The organism is Enterobacter sp. SENG-6 (genome assembly GCF_001605945.1).
GTDB classification, from domain to species: Bacteria; Pseudomonadota; Gammaproteobacteria; order Enterobacterales; family Enterobacteriaceae; genus Enterobacter; species Enterobacter cloacae.
Window position 1 is genome coordinate 1 of sequence record NZ_LOMM01000002.1, and the last position, 17,806, is coordinate 17,806.

Annotated in this window: 17 protein-coding genes; 15 read left to right on the forward strand and 2 right to left on the reverse strand. The window is 53.2% G+C overall.

Annotation, left to right across the window (positions count from 1 at the left end; all coding sequences use genetic code 11):
- Nucleotides 1-106: 106 nt before the first annotated feature.
- On the reverse strand, nt 107-1,975 hold the full coding sequence (gene kup, locus AX755_RS00875; protein ID WP_013099398.1) for a low affinity potassium transporter Kup: 1,869 nt from the start codon (nt 1,973-1,975) through the stop codon (nt 107-109).
- 223 nt (nt 1,976-2,198) lie between these two features.
- Between kup and ravA the strand changes: the two genes are divergently transcribed.
- Both ravA and viaA read left to right on the forward strand, forming a co-directional pair.
- The gene (gene ravA, locus AX755_RS00880; protein ID WP_062856140.1) at nt 2,199-3,695 is read left to right on the forward strand and encodes an ATPase RavA; all 1,497 of its coding nucleotides are present in this window, start codon (nt 2,199-2,201) and stop codon (nt 3,693-3,695) included.
- Entirely contained in the window at nt 3,689-5,140 is a 1,452-nt protein-coding gene (gene viaA, locus AX755_RS00885; protein ID WP_013099400.1) for an ATPase RavA stimulator ViaA, read from the forward strand. The genes ravA and viaA overlap by 7 nt, the downstream gene beginning before the upstream one ends.
- On the opposite strand, the gene asnA is transcribed toward viaA, so the two are convergent.
- Nucleotides 5,141-6,133, reverse strand: a complete 993-nt coding sequence (asnA, locus tag AX755_RS00890) for an aspartate--ammonia ligase (protein ID WP_013099401.1) — start codon at nt 6,131-6,133, stop codon at nt 5,141-5,143.
- A gap of 151 nt (nt 6,134-6,284) precedes the next feature.
- On the opposite strand from asnA, the gene asnC reads away from it, so the two are divergent.
- The 13 genes from asnC (at nt 6,285) to AX755_RS00955 (ending at nt 17,778) form a co-directional block, all read left to right on the forward strand.
- Nucleotides 6,285-6,743 carry a transcriptional regulator AsnC gene (gene asnC, locus AX755_RS00895; protein WP_014881879.1) on the forward strand — a complete coding sequence of 153 codons (459 nt, stop codon included), beginning with the start codon at nt 6,285-6,287 and terminating at the stop codon, nt 6,741-6,743.
- A gap of 90 nt (nt 6,744-6,833) precedes the next feature.
- Nucleotides 6,834-7,283, forward strand: a complete 450-nt coding sequence (gene mioC, locus AX755_RS00900; RefSeq protein ID WP_013099402.1) for an FMN-binding protein MioC — start codon at nt 6,834-6,836, stop codon at nt 7,281-7,283.
- Between the two features lie 374 nt (nt 7,284-7,657).
- Entirely contained in the window at nt 7,658-9,547 is a 1,890-nt protein-coding gene (mnmG, locus tag AX755_RS00905; protein ID WP_008500196.1) for a tRNA uridine-5-carboxymethylaminomethyl(34) synthesis enzyme MnmG, read from the forward strand.
- Between the two features lie 107 nt (nt 9,548-9,654).
- Complete coding sequence (rsmG, locus tag AX755_RS00910; RefSeq protein WP_013099403.1) at nt 9,655-10,278, forward strand: 16S rRNA (guanine(527)-N(7))-methyltransferase RsmG; 624 nt, start codon at nt 9,655-9,657, stop codon at nt 10,276-10,278.
- A gap of 616 nt (nt 10,279-10,894) precedes the next feature.
- Nucleotides 10,895-11,275, forward strand: coding sequence for a F0F1 ATP synthase subunit I (gene atpI / locus AX755_RS00915; RefSeq protein ID WP_008500194.1), 381 nt, complete (start codon nt 10,895-10,897; stop codon nt 11,273-11,275).
- Between the two features lie 8 nt (nt 11,276-11,283).
- Nucleotides 11,284-12,099: a F0F1 ATP synthase subunit A gene (gene atpB / locus AX755_RS00920; RefSeq protein ID WP_013099405.1), complete on the forward strand. Its 816-nt coding sequence runs from the start codon at nt 11,284-11,286 to the stop codon at nt 12,097-12,099.
- A gap of 49 nt (nt 12,100-12,148) precedes the next feature.
- Nucleotides 12,149-12,388: a F0F1 ATP synthase subunit C gene (atpE, locus tag AX755_RS00925; RefSeq protein ID WP_000429386.1), complete on the forward strand. Its 240-nt coding sequence runs from the start codon at nt 12,149-12,151 to the stop codon at nt 12,386-12,388.
- A gap of 48 nt (nt 12,389-12,436) precedes the next feature.
- Nucleotides 12,437-12,907, forward strand: a complete 471-nt coding sequence (gene atpF / locus AX755_RS00930) for a F0F1 ATP synthase subunit B (protein WP_013099406.1) — start codon at nt 12,437-12,439, stop codon at nt 12,905-12,907.
- A 14-nt stretch (nt 12,908-12,921) separates the two neighbouring features.
- Complete coding sequence (gene atpH / locus AX755_RS00935) at nt 12,922-13,455, forward strand: F0F1 ATP synthase subunit delta (protein WP_013099407.1); 534 nt, start codon at nt 12,922-12,924, stop codon at nt 13,453-13,455.
- 12 nt (nt 13,456-13,467) lie between these two features.
- A complete protein-coding gene (gene atpA / locus AX755_RS00940) occupies nt 13,468-15,009 on the forward strand; it encodes a F0F1 ATP synthase subunit alpha (protein ID WP_003862367.1) in 1,542 nt (513 codons plus the stop codon).
- Nucleotides 15,010-15,060: 51 nt separating this feature from the next.
- Nucleotides 15,061-15,924 carry a F0F1 ATP synthase subunit gamma gene (atpG, locus tag AX755_RS00945; protein WP_003862364.1) on the forward strand — a complete coding sequence of 288 codons (864 nt, stop codon included), beginning with the start codon at nt 15,061-15,063 and terminating at the stop codon, nt 15,922-15,924.
- Between the two features lie 31 nt (nt 15,925-15,955).
- Nucleotides 15,956-17,338 carry a F0F1 ATP synthase subunit beta gene (gene atpD, locus AX755_RS00950; protein ID WP_003862362.1) on the forward strand — a complete coding sequence of 461 codons (1,383 nt, stop codon included), beginning with the start codon at nt 15,956-15,958 and terminating at the stop codon, nt 17,336-17,338.
- A 20-nt stretch (nt 17,339-17,358) separates the two neighbouring features.
- Complete coding sequence (locus AX755_RS00955) at nt 17,359-17,778, forward strand: F0F1 ATP synthase subunit epsilon (protein WP_006177560.1); 420 nt, start codon at nt 17,359-17,361, stop codon at nt 17,776-17,778.
- Nucleotides 17,779-17,806: the final 28 nt, after the last annotated feature.

The following is a 17,806-nucleotide window of genomic DNA, read 5'->3' on the forward strand; positions in this document are numbered from 1 at the left end:
ACCGAGAGTGTGCTCCGGATAGACTAAAAGTGTTACCTATGTTCCCGGTCTGATCTGTCACCTATGTATCCGGTCATACAGAAGGCCACCCGGCATTTTAAGGAGCTTAAATCTCGACCTGGGTTCCCAGCTCGATCACGCGGTTAGGCGGGATCTCAAACTGGTCCGGCGCACGAAGGGCGTTTCGCTGCAGAATAAGATACAGCTTGCCGCGCAGGCGCAAATACCACGGACGTTTACCGATAATCAGCGACTCATGCGACATAAAGAACGATGTTTCCATCATGCGGCAGCTTAAACCTTCCAGACCGCAGCGGTGGAAGACCTCTTCCACGTTCGGCGTCTCACGCCAGCCGTAGCTCGCCACCACGCGCCAGAAGGTTGGCGACAGTTGCTCAATTTGAACACGGCGCACATTGTGAACATACGGTGCATCTTCGGTGCGCAGGGTCAGCAGGATAACCCGCTCATGCAGCACCTTGTTGTGCTTGAGGTTATGCATCAATGCGAACGGAATAACGTTCAATGCACGAGACATATACACCGCCGTGCCCGGTACGCGAACCGGTGGGGATTTCTCCAGCGAGGCAATCATCGCCTCCAGGGAGTTTCCGTGTTCATGCATACGACGCAGCAGACGGAAACGCTCGCTTTTCCACGTGGTCATCACAATGAACATCAACAGACCAAGCGTCAGCGGCAGCCAGCCGCCGGAGACAATCTTATCGAGGTTTGCCGAGAACAGCGGTACGTCGATGCACAGGAAGCCCACCAGAATCATCGCCACGAGGAACTTGTTCCAGTGCCAGTTTCGGTACGCCACCGTGGTGGAAAGAAGCGAAGTCAGCACCATGGTGCCTGTTACCGCAATACCGTACGCCGCGGCCAGGTTGCTGGAGTGCTCAAAGCTGACGATCACGATCACCACAGCAAAATAGAGCAGCCAGTTAACAAACGGGATGTAGATCTGGCCCGATTCCATCTCTGAGGTATGGATGATACGCATGGGAGAGAGATACCCCAGACGCACGGCCTGGCGCGTCAGAGAGAACACGCCGGAAATGACCGCCTGAGATGCGATAACGGTGGCCAGCGTGGCCAGAATAAGCATCGGCACCAGCGCCCAATCCGGGGCCAGCAGGAAGAAGGGGTTTTTAATCGCTTCCGGGTTTTTCAGCAGCAGCGCCCCCTGCCCGAAGTAGTTCAATACAAGCGATGGCAGGACAACTAAAAACCACGCCACGCGAATCGGCAGTTTGCCGAAGTGCCCCATATCTGCATACAGCGCTTCAACACCGGTAATAGAGAGCACAACGGCGCCGAGCGCCACGAAGGAAACGACTTTGTATTCAAGGAAGAAATGGATAGCCCAGTATGGGTTCAGCGCCTGCAGAACCTCCGGGTTGCCAATAACTCCGCGCAAACCGAGCGCCGCCAGAATCAGGAACCAGGCCAGCATAATCGGTGCGAACAGTTTCCCCACCAGCCCGGTACCGTGCTTCTGGATAATAAACAGCAACGTCAGAACGATTATCGCCAGCGGAACCACCCACGTATCAAGCTGTGGTGCGATAATCTCAAGCCCCTCAATCGCCGAAAGCACCGAGATAGCAGGCGTGATGACCACTTCCCCATAGAAGAAGCTGCCACCAATCAGGCCAATAATAACCAGTACCGACGTCATTCTGGCCGAGGTGTTGCGCCCCGCAAGGGACATCAGGGTCAGGATCCCCCCCTCACCTGCGTTATCTGCACGCATCACAAAGGAGAGGTATTTAACAGAAACCACCAGGATCAGCAGCCAGAAGATGAGGGACAGGAAGCCAAATACGGCATCGCGTTCAACACCAAAGCCAAACTGGCCGGACAGACATTCACGAAGCGTATAAAGCGGGCTGGTGCCGATATCACCGTAGACAACCCCGATCGCCGCAAGCGTAATTGCGGGTAATGATTGCTTATTATCAGTGCTCATAGACTAGTCTTTTCGTTTAAATAACAAATGTGTTCCTGTTCCCTTGGTCCACAAAAAGCGCACAGTATGCACGATTCGTTGCAAAATCGAACCCCTAAATGCAACCGCATTAATGTAGCGCAAAGAAAATTGCGCCGCACTTCAGCCTATTACCAGCCCTGACTGAAACGTCTATACTCGCTTCAATTAGCCGCCACGACGGCGAAAGGATGCAAAAACTATTATGGCTCACTCACATTTATTAGCAGAAAGAATTTCCCGTCTCAGCAGCGCACTGGAGAAAGGTCTTTTCGAACGCAGTCACGCCATCCGCCTCTGTTTACTGGCGGCGTTGAGCGGTGAAAGCGTATTTCTGCTTGGCCCGCCGGGCATTGCCAAAAGCCTGATTGCCCGTAGGCTGAAATTTGCCTTTCAGAATGCACGCGCCTTCGAATACCTGATGACCCGATTTTCCACCCCTGAAGAGGTTTTCGGCCCGCTGTCCATCCAGGCGCTGAAAGATGAGGGGCGCTATCAACGCCTTACCGAGGGGTATCTGCCGGAAGCAGAGATTGTTTTTCTCGATGAGATCTGGAAAGCGGGACCGGCCATTCTGAATACCCTGCTCACGGCGATTAACGAACGCCGGTTCCGTAACGGCGCCAGCGAAGAAAGAATCCCGATGCGCCTGCTGGTGGCCGCCTCGAACGAACTTCCCGAAGCCGACAGCAGCCTTGAAGCGCTGTATGACCGCATGCTGATCCGCCTGTGGCTGGACAAAGTGCAGGATAAATCGAACTTCCGCTCCATGCTGACCAGCCAGCAGGATGAAAATGAAAACCCGGTAGCCGCTTCACTGCAGGTCACGGATGAGGAGTATCAGCAGTGGCAGGTGGATATCGGCAAGATCACACTGCCGGACGCGGTCTTTGAGTTGATCTACCAGCTCCGTCAGCAGCTCGATCTCCTTCCTTCTGCACCCTATGTTTCCGACCGTCGCTGGAAAAAAGCAATTCGTCTGCTGCAGGCCAGCGCCCTGTTCAGCGGACGCGACGCGGTTGCCCCTATCGATCTTATCCTGCTGAAAGACTGCCTCTGGCACGATGCCGAAGGGATGAATCTGATGCAGCAGCAGCTTGAAATATTGATGACCGGACACGCCTGGGGCCAGCAATCAATGCTCAACCAGCTTGGGGCGATAGCCCAACGGCGCATTCAGCTACAGCAGCAGCAAAGTGATAAAACCGCGCTGAAGGTGAACCGTCTTGGCGGCATGTTCGCCCGTAAACCGCACTACGAACTGCCCGCTGAGCTGACCAGCCCAACGCTGACGCTGCTTCTCCAGCAGCCGCTTAAACTCCATGACATGCAGGTGGTGCACATTACGCTTGAGCGTGACGCGCTGGCCCAGTGGCTTGATAAGGGCGGAGAGATCCGCGGTAAGCTTAACGGTATAGGCTTTGCACAGCCGCTGAATATGGAAGTGGACAGCAGTCAGCACCTGGTGATCCGCGACGTAAGCCTACAGGGGTCACGCCTTGCCCTCCCGGGAAGCGCCTCTGACAGCATTCCGGAAGAGATCACGCAGCAGCTGGAGGCGCTGGATACCGAATGGCATCAGCAGCATACGCGCTTCAGCGAACAGCAAAAGTGCCTCTTTATTCACAGCGACTGGTTAGGTCGCATTGAAGCCAGCCTGCAGGACGTGAGCGCGCAGATCAAACAGGCTCGTCAATGCTAACGCTGGATACGCTTAACGTCATGCTGGCCGTCAGCGAAGATGGGTTGATCGAAGAGGTGATCATTACTCTTCTGGCGTCTCCTCAGCTGGCGGCTTTTTTTGAAAAATTCCCGAAGCTAAAAAAAGCAATGACGGACGATCTCCCGCGCTGGCGGGACAACCTGCGACAGCGGTTTAAAGAGACCGAAGTGCCACAGGAGTTAACCGAAGAGGTGGCCTGCTATCAGCAGTGCCAGCGGCTTTCCACGTCGCAGTTTATTGTTCAGATCCCGCAAACCCTGACGTTACTCGATAAAGTACACTCCCCATTTGCCAGCCAGGCCCGGGCGCTGGTCACCGATAACGCCACCTTCACCCCCGCCTTACACACACTCTTTTTACAGCGCTGGCGTCTCAGTCTTGTGGTTCAGGCCACGACGCTGAACCAGCAACTGCTGGATGAAGAGCGTGAACAATTGCTCAGCGAAGTTCAGGAACGCATGACCTTAAGCGGTCAGCTGGAGCAGGTACTGGTAGAAAATGAAAACGCCGCCGGACGTCTCTGGGATATGAGTGCAGGCCAAATCAGGCGTGGGGATTATCAGCTGATTGTCCGGTATGGTGATTTCCTGGCGCAGCAGCCCGAGCTGATGAAGCTTGCGGAACAGCTGGGTCGCTCAAGAGAGGCTAAATCGGTCCCAAAGAAGGATGCCCCGATGGAAACCTTCCGCACCCTGGTGCGGGAACCGGCCACCGTGCCGGAACAGGTGGATGGGCTCCAGCAAAGCGATGACATTTTACGCCTGCTGCCTACGGAGCTGAGCACGCTCGGGATGACCGAGCTGGAATATGAGTTTTATCGTCGGCTGGTGGAAAAACAGCTTCTGACCTATCGCCTGCATGGCGAAGCCTGGCGCGAAAAAATCAGCCAACGTCCGGTGGTCCATCAGGATTTTGATGAGCAACCGCGCGGCCCATTTATTGTTTGTGTGGATACATCTGGATCGATGGGCGGTTTCAACGAACAGTGTGCCAAAGCGTTCTGCCTGGCGCTGATGCGCGTGGCGCTCGCTGACCGGCGTCGCTGCTTTATCATGCTCTTTTCCAGCGAAGTGGTCAGCTATGAGCTGACCCATCAGCAGGGTATTGAGCAGGCGATCCGCTTTTTAAGCCAGCGTTTTCGCGGCGGTACCGATCTGGCCAGCTGTTTTCGCAGCATTGTGGAACGTATGCAGGGCGGCGACTGGTACGACGCTGACGCGGTGGTGATTTCCGATTTTATTGCCCAGCGGCTGCCGGATGACGTGGTGAATAAAGTGAAGGAGTTACAGCGGGTGCATCAGCACCGTTTCCACGCAGTGGCGATGTCCGCCCATGGAAAACCCGGCATCATGCGCATCTTCGATCATATCTGGCGCTTTGATACCGGGTTGCGTAGCCGCCTGCTCAGGCGCTGGCAGCGTTAATTACAGAAGCGAGCTGACGCTTTCACGTACCTGCTGCGGCCAGACACCACACTGCACCTGACCAATATGCGACAACTGCAGCAGCAGCATGGTCAGACGGGACTGGCCGATGCCGCCGCCAATGGTCTGCGGCATCTCACCGCGCAGCAGCGCCTGGTGCCATTCCAGCGTGAGACGATCTTCATCACCGGTCACCGCCAGCTGGCGTTTCAGCGCATCAGCATCCACGCGGATCCCCATTGAGGAGAGTTCAAACGCATCTTCCAGCACGGGGTTCCAGACCAGAATATCGCCGTTCAGACCGGCAAATTCGCCCTCGCTCATGGTGCTCCAGTCATCATAATCCGGTGCACGAACATCATGACGTTTACCATCCGACAGCTTACCGCCGATCCCCATCAGGAAGACGGCACCCAGTTCTTTAGCGATCGCACGTTCACGACCTTTAGCATCCAGATCCGGGAAACGACTCAGCAACTCCTGGCTGTGAACAAAGTGGATCGATTCCGGCAGGAACGGTGCCAGACCAAACTCTTTGCTTACGGCCGCTTCGGTCGCTTTGATCCCGGCGTAGATCGCCTCAACGGTGGATTTCAGCGTGCCGACATGGCGCTCGCCATCACCCATTACGCGCTCCCAGTCCCACTGGTCAACGTAAACAGAGTGAATGGCAGACAAGCGGTCTTCATCGGGGCGAAGGGCTTTCATGTGCGTGTAGAGTCCTTCGCCCGCGCTGAAGTCGTGCTGTCCCAGGGTTTGACGCTTCCACTTCGCGAGGGAATGAACCACTTCGAACTGGGCGTCTGGCAGTGTTTTCACTTTCACCTGCACCGCTTTTTCGCATCCGGACAAGTTATCCTGCGTCCCATCACCCACGCGGCTGAGAATCGGTGCCTGAACTTCAATCAGACCCAGCTTCTCTTCCAGCTGGCGGGAAAAATGGGATTTAACGAAACTGATCTGGCGTTGTTTTGCGATATAAGCGGTTTTCATTATTTTTACTCCTGCGTCCTGTTGGTATTGATTAAGCAACAGAAAAGGCATTAAATTCAATAATCAAACAACAAAAAGCCACATTCACTTTTTATTCGTTAAAATTTAACGCTAGAATAGAGTGATTCATTAATCTTCATAAGAAAAAGCTATGGAAAATTATCAGATCGATAATCTGGACCGCGGCATCCTGGAGGCGTTAATGGCCAATGCCCGTACCGCCTATGCCGAACTGGCGAAGCAGTTTGGCGTCAGCCCGGGGACGATTCATGTTCGTGTAGAGAAGATGAAACAGGCGGGGATCATTACCGGGGCTCGTATCGATGTCAGCCCAAAACAGCTGGGCTATGACGTCTGCTGCTTTATTGGCATTATTCTTAAAAGCGCAAAAGATTATCCTTCCGCGCTGGCGAGGCTGAACGCGCTCGATGAAGTCACAGAGGCGTACTACACCACCGGCCACTACAGCATCTTTATCAAGGTGATGTGTCGATCCATAGATGCCCTGCAGCAGGTACTTATCAACAAGATCCAAACAATCGATGAAATTCAGTCCACCGAGACGTTGATCTCCCTGCAAAACCCGATCATGCGTACCATTCGCCCCTGATCGGGCAAATCCATACCCACATTTTCCACAGGTAGATCCCAGCCCGTTCACAGCGTACAATGGCCCCCTCTTTATCTGAGCGAGCGATCAATGGCGGACATTACCCTTATCAGTGGCAGCACCCTTGGCGGCGCGGAATATGTAGCGGAACATCTGGCTGAGAAGCTGGAGGATGCGGGATTTTCCACACAAACGCTGCACGGGCCTTTGCTTGAAGATCTCCCGACTGATGGGGTCTGGCTGGTGATCACCTCCACGCATGGCGCAGGCGATCTACCGGATAACCTGCAACCTTTATATGACGAACTGCAGGAACAGCAGCCAGACCTGTCAAACGTGCGTTTTGGCGCAGTGGGTATTGGCAGCCGTGAATATGACACCTTCTGCGGTGCTATAGAGAAAGTGGAAGCCGCTGTCACCGCCTGCGGAGCAAAACAGGTGGGTGAAACGCTGAAGATCAACATCCTCGATCATGATATTCCGGAGGATCCGGCTGAGATCTGGCTGGGTGAATGGAAAAATTTACTCAAAAACGATTAAAGATCGCGCGAACAGATGTGGATAACTCTGGTTAAAAGCTCGTATTAAGCAGTAGTTATCCAAAGAACAACGTTGAAGTCGTTTTTGCCCTGTGTATAAAGTCGCGATCTGATCCCAGCTTATACGGGCCAGGATCACCGATCATTCACAGCAAACGATCCTTTCTAACCCCATGATCTTCTTTATGAGATCGGACTTATCCACAAAGGTCCGCGATCCTAATAAGAGATCACAATAGAACAGATCTCTAAATAAAAAGATCTTCTTTTTAATAGCCCAGGATCCCAATGCTTTCTCGAAAGACTAAAGTTGAGTAGAATCCACGGCCCGGGCTTCAATCCATTTTCATACCGCTTTACGCGAGGCAGACCACCATGTTTTATCAGGATCCTTTTGACGTCATCATCATTGGCGGGGGTCACGCAGGCACTGAGGCCGCAATGGCCGCAGCGCGAATGGGTCAGCAGACCCTGCTTTTGACACACAATATCGACACGCTGGGACAAATGTCCTGTAATCCGGCGATTGGCGGCATTGGGAAAGGACACCTGGTAAAAGAAGTGGATGCACTTGGCGGCCTGATGGCGAAAGCGATCGATCACGCAGGCATTCAGTTTAGGATACTAAACGCCAGTAAAGGCCCCGCTGTGCGTGCGACCCGCGCTCAGGCAGACCGCGTGCTTTATCGTCAGGCGGTGCGTACCGCCCTGGAGAACCAGCCGAACCTGATGATCTTCCAGCAGGCAGTGGAAGATCTTATCGTGGAGAACGATCGTGTCGTTGGCGCGGTTACCCAGATGGGGCTCAAATTCCGCGCCAAAGCGGTTGTTCTGACCGTCGGGACATTCCTGGACGGTAAGATCCATATCGGTCTGGATAATTACAGCGGTGGACGTGCTGGCGATCCGCCATCTATCCCATTGTCACGCCGTCTGCGTGAACTGCCGCTGCGTGTCAGCCGTCTGAAAACCGGTACTCCACCGCGTATTGATGCGCGCACCATTGATTTCAGCGTGCTGGCACAACAGCACGGCGATAACCCAATGCCGGTCTTCTCGTTCATGGGCAATGCAGCGCAGCATCCGCAGCAGGTACCGTGCTATATCACGCATACCAACGAAAAAACCCATGACGTGATCCGCAATAACCTCGATCGCAGCCCAATGTACGCCGGCGTGATCGAAGGGATCGGCCCACGCTATTGCCCGTCGATCGAAGACAAAGTCATGCGCTTTGCCGATCGTAACCAGCACCAGATCTTCCTGGAGCCTGAAGGGCTGACCTCGAACGAAATCTATCCGAACGGCATCTCCACCAGCCTGCCGTTCGATGTGCAGATGCAAATTGTTCGCTCAATGCAGGGGATGGAGAATGCGAAAATCGTTCGCCCTGGCTACGCTATTGAGTACGATTTCTTCGATCCGCGTGACCTGAAGCCAACCCTGGAGAGCAAATTCATCCACGGTCTGTTCTTCGCAGGTCAGATTAACGGCACCACCGGTTACGAAGAAGCTGCTGCACAGGGCCTGCTGGCCGGTCTGAACGCCGCCCGTTTCTCTGCAGAGAAAGAGGGCTGGGCTCCGGCGCGTTCTCAGGCTTATCTGGGCGTGCTGGTCGACGATCTCTGCACGCTGGGCACCAAAGAACCGTACCGTATGTTTACCTCTCGCGCGGAATATCGCCTGATGCTGCGCGAAGATAACGCCGACCTGCGTCTGACCGAAATGGGTCGTGAGCTGGGTCTGGTGGATGACGAACGCTGGGCACGCTTCAACGAGAAACTGGAGCGCATTGAGCAGGAACGTCAGCGCCTGAAAACGACCTGGGTTAATCCGCAGGCCGAAACCGCTGCGGAAGTGAACGCTCACTTAACTGCGCCGCTCTCGCGCGAAGCCAGCGGTGAAGATCTGCTGCGTCGCCCGGAAGTGACCTATGAGAATCTGGTGAAACTCACCGCCTTTGCCCCGGGTCTTGAAGACGCTGAAGCGGCAGAGCAGGTTGAGATCCAGGTGAAATACGAAGGTTACATCGCGCGTCAGCAGGATGAGATCGAAAAGCAGCAGCGTAACGAAAACACGCTGCTGCCGGAAATGCTGGACTATCGTCAGGTGACGGGGCTGTCCAACGAGGTGATCGCCAAACTGAACGATCACAAACCGGTGTCGATCGGCCAGGCCTCCCGCATCTCGGGCGTTACCCCAGCAGCGATTTCAATTCTGCTGGTGTGGCTGAAAAAGCAGGGCATGCTGCGCCGCAGCGCGTAATATGTGTAATTCGCCCGGTGGCGCAGCGCTTACCGGGCCTACAGAACTCCGTAGGGCGGGTTAGCTAAGCGTCACCCGCCACTTAAGTCTCTCAACAGGTATTCACCGTGCTCAATAAACTCTCTCGTCTGCTGGATCAGGCAGGTATTTCGCTCACCGATCACCAGAAAAATCAGCTGGTGGCCTATGTCGATATGCTGAACAAATGGAATAAAGCGTACAACCTCACCTCCGTACGCGACCCGAACGAGATGCTGATTCGCCATATTCTCGATAGCATTGTGGTTGCGCCGTACCTGAACGGTGAGCGCTTTATCGATGTGGGCACGGGTCCTGGCCTGCCGGGTATTCCCCTGTCAATTGTCCGCCCGGAAAGCCATTTCACGCTGCTGGATAGCCTTGGCAAGCGCGTGCGTTTTTTGCGCCAGGTACAGCATGAGCTGAAGCTTGAGAACATCACGCCTGTGCAAAGCAGGGTAGAGGAGTTCCCGGCAGAGCCACCGTTCGACGGGGTTATCAGCCGTGCGTTTGCTTCGCTTAATGACATGGTGAGCTGGTGTAAGCACTTACCGGCAGAGAATGGCCGTTTTTATGCGCTGAAAGGGCAGTTGCCCGGCGATGAAATTGAACAGCTTCCGGACGGTTTTGCCGTCGAGTCCATTGAGAAATTACAGATTCCTCAGCTCGAAGGCGAACGTCATCTGGTGATAATTAAGCCAAACAATTTTTAAAAAATTAATAAAAAATGTGGAATTTGTGCTGTTCTGTCAGTGTTAAAAAACAGCACAACACAACGGATTTTGCCGGAGAGAATTTAACCGTGTTTTTACTAAGGGTTTTCTAATGGTTAACTTCCTCACCATTGTTCACCCTGAAGATAATCAACCACGAAAATATCAGCCTGCTAAAAGTGGAAAGCAGCAACCAGAATGCAATGTTAAATATTTATTAAGAATGTCAATAAAAGGTTTTTATTGTATACGGGGCTGTTTTGAAAATAGTTGCGACATTTTATCTTTAATTTCAGAAAGATGAAATTAAGCGATTTACGAGTTTGATAAATACAACCTTATCGCAAATGTGTATTTTGTGATCTCGTGCACGCTTTGTAGTCAACGTTTTCGCGCTGTTTGCAGTTTTGCTCGAAGGTCGGGGCTTTCATCAAAAGTTGAAAAATAGCGGCGGGGAAAAATATTTAAACATTTATTCACCTTTTCGCTACTTAATGTTTGAAATCACGGGTGCGCACCGTATAATTTGACCGCTTTTTGATGCTTGACTCTGAGCCTTAAAGGACGTTTTATACGACACGCGGCATACCTCGAAGGGAGCAGGAGTAAAAACGTGATGTCTGTGTCGCTCTTGAGTAGAAACGTTGCTCGTAAGCTTCTGTTCATTCAGTTTCTGGCTGTGATAGCAAGTGGACTGCTGTTTAGCCTCAAAGACCCCTTCTGGGGCATCTCCGCCGTGTGCGGGGGTTTGGCGGTTGTGCTGCCAAACGTGTTGTTTATGATTTTTGCCTGGCGTCATCAGGCGCATACACCTGCCAAAGGCCGCGTGGCCTGGTCCTTCGCCCTCGGCGAAGTGTGTAAGGTGTTGCTGACCTTTGCTCTACTGGTGATGGCGCTGGCGGTTTTGAAAGTGGTATTCATGCCGCTGATAGCTACGTGGGTTTTGGTGCTGGTGGTACAAGTTCTGGCTCCAGCTGTAATCAATAACAAAGGGTAAAAGGCATCATGGCTTCAGAAAATATGACGCCGCAGGATTACATAGGTCACCATCTGAATAACCTTCAGCTGGACCTGCGTACATTCTCGCTGGTGGATCCGCATAACCCCCCGGCCACCTTCTGGACGATCAACATCGACTCCATGTTCTTCTCGGTGGTTTTGGGTCTTCTGTTCCTGGCCATGTTCCGCGGTGTTGCTAAAAAGGCGACCAGCGGTGTTCCAGGGAAATTCCAGACGTTCGTTGAGATGATTATCGGCTTCGTCCATGGCAGCGTGAAAGACATGTACCATGGTAAGAGCAAGCTGATTGCGCCACTGGCACTGACCGTGTTCGTGTGGGTCTTCCTGATGAACCTGATGGACCTTCTGCCTATCGATTTCCTGCCGTGGATTGGCGAGCATGTCTTCGGTCTGCCTGCTCTGCGCGTGGTTCCGTCTGCTGACGTGAACATCACCCTGTCGATGGCGCTGGGCGTGTTTATCCTGATTCTTTTCTACAGCATCAAAATGAAAGGCGTAAGCGGCTTTGTGAAAGAGCTTACCTTGCAGCCGTTCAACCACTGGGCGTTTATTCCGGTCAACCTGATCCTGGAAGGCGTTAGCCTGCTGTCCAAACCTGTTTCACTGGGTCTGCGACTGTTCGGCAACATGTATGCGGGTGAGCTGATTTTCATTCTGATCGCGGGTCTTCTGCCGTGGTGGTCACAGTGGGTTCTGAATGTGCCGTGGGCCATTTTCCACATCCTGATCATTACGCTGCAAGCCTTTATCTTCATGGTTCTGACGATCGTCTATCTGTCGATGGCGTCTGAAGAGCACTGATTTTTTACCAACACTACTACGTTTTAATTGAAACAAACTGGAGACTGTCATGGAAAACCTGAATATGGATCTGCTGTACATGGCTGCCGCTGTGATGATGGGTCTGGCGGCTATCGGTGCTGCGATCGGTATCGGCATCCTCGGGGGCAAATTCCTGGAAGGCGCTGCGCGTCAACCTGATCTGATTCCTCTGCTGCGTACTCAGTTCTTTATCGTTATGGGTCTGGTGGATGCTATCCCAATGATCGCTGTAGGTCTGGGTCTGTACGTGATGTTTGCTGTCGCGTAGTAGTTGTTTTAAAACCCCAAGCCACAGAAATTTAAGAGGTATTGTGCTGTGAACATGAACGCAACAATCCTCGGCCAGGCCATCGCGTTTATTATCTTTGTCTGGTTCTGCATGAAGTATGTATGGCCGCCTTTAATGGCTGCCATCGAAAAACGTCAGAAAGAAATTGCTGACGGTCTGGCTTCTGCAGAACGTGCAAAGAAAGATTTGGACCTTGCACAGGCCAACGCGACAGACCAGCTGAAAAAAGCGAAAGCGGAAGCTCAGGTAATCATCGAACAGGCTAACAAACGCCGTTCTCAGATCCTGGACGAAGCCAAAGCTGAAGCAGAACAGGAACGTACTAAGATCGTGACACAGGCTCAGGCTGAAATTGAAGCTGAGCGTAAACGTGCTCGTGAAGAACTGCGTAAGCAGGTTGCGATTCTGGCTGTTGCTGGCGCCGAGAAGATCATCGAACGTTCCGTGGATGAAGCTGCTAACAGCGACATCGTGGACAAACTTGTCGCTGAACTGTAAGGAGGGAGGGGCTGATGTCTGAATTTGTTACGGTAGCTCGCCCCTACGCCAAAGCAGCTTTTGACTTTGCTGTCGAACACCAAAATGTCGATCGCTGGCAGAATATGCTGGCGTTTGCCGCTGAGGTGACGAAAAACGAACAAATGGCCGAGTTGCTTTCTGGTGCATTAGCACCTGAAACCCTCGCCGCGTCGTTCATCGCCGTGTGCGGAGAGCAACTGGATGCCAACGGCCAGAACCTGATTAAGGTAATGGCAGAAAATGGTCGTCTCCGTGTGCTCCCGGATGTTCTCGAGCAGTTTGAGCACTTACGTGCCCTTAGTGAAGCTACTGCTGAAGTTGAAGTAACTTCTGCGACTGAACTGAGTCATGAACAGCTTGCGAAAATTACCGCCGCGATGGAAAAACGTCTGTCACGCAAAGTTAAGCTGAATTGCAAAATCGATAAGTCTGTAATGGCAGGCGTAATCATCCGCTCGGGTGATATGGTCATTGATGGCAGCGTACGCGGCCGTCTTGAGCGCCTTGCAGACGTCTTGCAGTCTTAAGGGGACTGGAGCATGCAACTGAATTCCACCGAAATCAGCGAACTGATCAAGCAGCGCATTGCTCAGTTCAATGTTGTGAGCGAAGCTCATAACGAAGGTACTATTGTTTCTGTAAGTGACGGTGTTATCCGCATCCACGGCCTGGCCGATTGTATGCAGGGTGAGATGATTTCCCTGCCGGGTAACCGTTACGCTATCGCACTGAACCTGGAGCGCGACTCCGTAGGTGCAGTTGTGATGGGTCCATACGCTGACCTCGCCGAAGGCATGAAGGTTAAGTGTACTGGCCGTATTCTGGAAGTTCCGGTTGGCCGTGGCCTGCTGGGTCGTGTTGTTAACACCCTGGGTGCACCAATCGACGGTAAAGGTCCGGTTGAGCACGATGGCTTCTCTCCAATCGAAGTTATCGCACCGGGCGTTATCGACCGTCAGTCCGTAGATCAGCCTGTTCAGACGGGTTATAAGTCCGTTGATGCCATGATCCCAATCGGTCGTGGTCAGCGTGAACTGATCATCGGTGACCGTCAGACCGGTAAAACCGCGATGGCTATCGATGCCATCATCAACCAGCGTGACTCCGGCATCAAATGTGTGTACGTGGCTATCGGCCAGAAAGCGTCCACCATTTCTAACGTGGTTCGTAAACTGGAAGAGCACGGCGCGCTGTCTAACACCATCGTTGTTGTGGCTACCGCTTCTGAATCTGCTGCACTGCAATACCTGGCGCCATACGCCGGTTGTGCAATGGGTGAATACTTCCGTGACCGCGGTGAAGATGCACTGATCGTATACGATGACCTGTCTAAACAGGCTGTTGCTTATCGTCAGGTTTCCCTGCTGCTCCGTCGTCCACCAGGACGTGAAGCGTTCCCTGGCGACGTATTCTACCTCCACTCTCGTCTGCTGGAGCGTGCTTCCCGCGTTAACGCGGAATACGTCGAGAACTTCACCAAAGGTGAAGTGAAGGGTAAAACGGGCTCTCTGACCGCGCTGCCGATCATTGAAACCCAGGCGGGTGACGTTTCTGCGTTCGTTCCGACCAACGTAATATCCATTACCGATGGTCAGATCTTCCTGGAAACCAACCTGTTTAACTCCGGTATTCGTCCGGCGGTTAACCCGGGTATCTCCGTATCCCGTGTAGGTGGTGCTGCTCAGACCAAGATCATCAAGAAACTGTCCGGTGGTATCCGTACCGCGCTGGCACAGTATCGTGAACTGGCTGCGTTCTCTCAGTTCGCATCCGATCTGGACGAAGCAACCCGTAAACAGCTGAGCCACGGTCAGAAAGTGACCGAGCTGCTGAAGCAGAAACAGTACGCACCAATGTCTGTTGCTCAGCAGGGCCTGGTACTGTTCGCGGCTGAACGCGGTTACCTCGAAGATGTGGAACTGGCGAAAATCGGTAGCTTCGAAGCCGCTCTGCTGGCTTACGTCGACCGTGATCACGCTCCGCTGATGCAAGAGATCAACCAGACCGGTGGCTATAACGACGAAATCGAAGGCAAGCTGAAAGCTATCCTCGATTCCTTCAAAGCAACCCAATCCTGGTAATCGTCCGGCGGCTTGTCTCAGGACAAGCCGCCTGGCATTGAGGAGAAGCTCATGGCCGGCGCAAAAGAGATACGTAGTAAGATCGCAAGCGTCCAGAACACGCAAAAGATCACTAAAGCGATGGAGATGGTCGCCGCTTCCAAAATGCGTAAATCGCAGGATCGCATGGCGGCCAGCCGTCCTTATGCAGAAACCATGCGCAAAGTGATTGGTCACCTTGCAAACGGTAATCTGGAATATAAGCACCCTTACCTGGAAGAACGCGACGTTAAGCGCGTGGGCTACCTGGTGGTGTCGACCGACCGTGGTCTGTGTGGCGGCTTGAACATTAACCTGTTCAAAAAACTGCTGGCGGATATGAAAGGCTGGTCCGATAAAGGCGTTCAGTGCGACCTCGCATTGATCGGCTCTAAAGGCGTCTCTTTCTTTAACTCCGTTGGTGGCAACATTGTCGCTCAGGTGACCGGTATGGGTGATAACCCGTCCCTGTCCGAACTGATCGGCCCGGTTAAAGTGATGTTGCAGGCCTATGATGAAGGCCGTCTGGACAGACTGTACGTTGTCAGCAACAAATTTATTAACACCATGTCTCAGGTGCCAACGCTCACTCAGATGCTGCCTTTACCGGCTTCAGAAGATGACGAGCTGAAACAGAAAGCCTGGGATTACCTGTATGAACCCGATCCGAAACCGCTGCTGGATACCCTGCTGCGTCGTTACGTTGAATCTCAGGTTTATCAGGGCGTTGTAGAAAACCTGGCCAGCGAGCAGGCCGCACGAATGGTGGCGATGAAAGCCGCGACCGATAATGGCGGCAGCCTGATTAAAGAGCTGCAGTTGGTTTACAACAAAGCTCGTCAGGCCAGCATTACTCAGGAACTCACCGAGATCGTCTCGGGGGCCGCCGCGGTTTAACCAGGTTTACGAATTACGTAGAGGATTCAAGATGGCTACTGGAAAGATTGTCCAGGTAATCGGCGCCGTGGTGGACGTCGAGTTCCCTCAGGACGCCGTACCACGCGTGTACGACGCGCTTGAGGTACAGAATGGTAACGAGAGCCTGGTGCTGGAAGTTCAGCAGCAGCTCGGCGGCGGTATCGTGCGTACCATCGCGATGGGTTCTTCCGACGGTCTGCGTCGTGGTCTGGAAGTTAAAGACCTTGAGCACCCGATCGAAGTCCCGGTAGGTAAAGCAACACTGGGTCGTATCATGAACGTATTGGGTCAGCCAATCGACATGAAAGGCGACATCGGTGAAGAAGAGCGTTGGGCTATCCACCGCGCGGCACCTTCCTACGAAGAGCTGTCTAGCTCTCAGGAACTGCTGGAAACCGGTATCAAAGTTATCGACCTGATGTGTCCGTTTGCGAAGGGCGGTAAAGTTGGTCTGTTCGGTGGTGCGGGTGTAGGTAAAACCGTAAACATGATGGAGCTGATCCGTAACATCGCGATCGAGCACTCCGGTTACTCCGTATTTGCGGGCGTAGGTGAACGTACTCGTGAGGGTAACGACTTCTACCACGAAATGACCGACTCCAACGTTCTGGACAAAGTATCCCTGGTTTACGGCCAGATGAACGAGCCACCAGGAAACCGTCTGCGCGTTGCGCTGACTGGTCTGACGATGGCTGAGAAGTTCCGTGACGAAGGCCGTGACGTTCTGCTGTTCGTTGATAACATCTACCGTTACACCCTGGCCGGTACTGAAGTATCTGCACTGCTGGGTCGTATGCCTTCAGCGGTAGGTTATCAGCCTACGCTGGCGGAAGAGATGGGTGTTCTTCAGGAACGTATCACCTCTACCAAAACCGGTTCTATCACCTCCGTTCAGGCGGTATATGTACCTGCGGATGACTTGACTGACCCATCACCAGCAACCACCTTTGCGCACTTAGATGCAACCGTGGTACTGAGCCGTCAGATCGCGTCTCTGGGTATCTACCCGGCCGTTGACCCACTGGACTCCACCAGCCGTCAGCTGGATCCACTGGTTGTTGGTCAAGAACACTACGACACCGCGCGTGGCGTACAGTCCCTGCTGCAGCGTTACCAGGAACTGAAAGACATCATCGCCATCCTGGGTATGGATGAACTGTCTGAAGAAGACAAACTGGTGGTAGCACGTGCGCGTAAGATCCAGCGCTTCCTGTCCCAGCCGTTCTTCGTTGCGGAAGTATTCACCGGTTCTCCAGGTAAATACGTTTCCCTGAAAGACACCATCCGTGGCTTTAAAGGCATCATGGAAGGCGAATACGATCACCTGCCAGAGCAGGCGTTCTACATGGTTGGTTCCATCGAAGAAGCTGTGGAAAAAGCCAAAAAACTTTAACGCCTTAATCGGAGGGTGATATGGCAATGACTTACCACCTGGACGTCGTCAGCGCAGAACAACAAATGTTCTCTGGTCTGGTCGAGAAAATCCAGGTAACGGGTAGTGAAGGTGAACTGGGTATCTTCCCGGGTCACGCACCGCTGCTCACCGCCATTAAGCCTGGTATGATCCGCATCGTTAAACAGTTCGGTCACGAAGAGTTTATCTATCTGTCCGGCGGCATTCTTGAAGTGCAGCCTGGCAGTGTGACCGTTCTGGCCGATACCGCTATTCGTGGCCAGGATCTCGACGAAGCGCGAGCCCTGGAATCGAAGCGTAAGGCTGAAGAGCACATTAGCAGCTCTCATGGTGACGTGGATTACGCTCAGGCGTCTGCGGAGCTGGCCAAAGCGATCGCCAAACTGCGCGTTATCGAGTTGACCAAAAAAGCGATGTAACACCGGCTTGAAAAGCACAAAAGCCAGT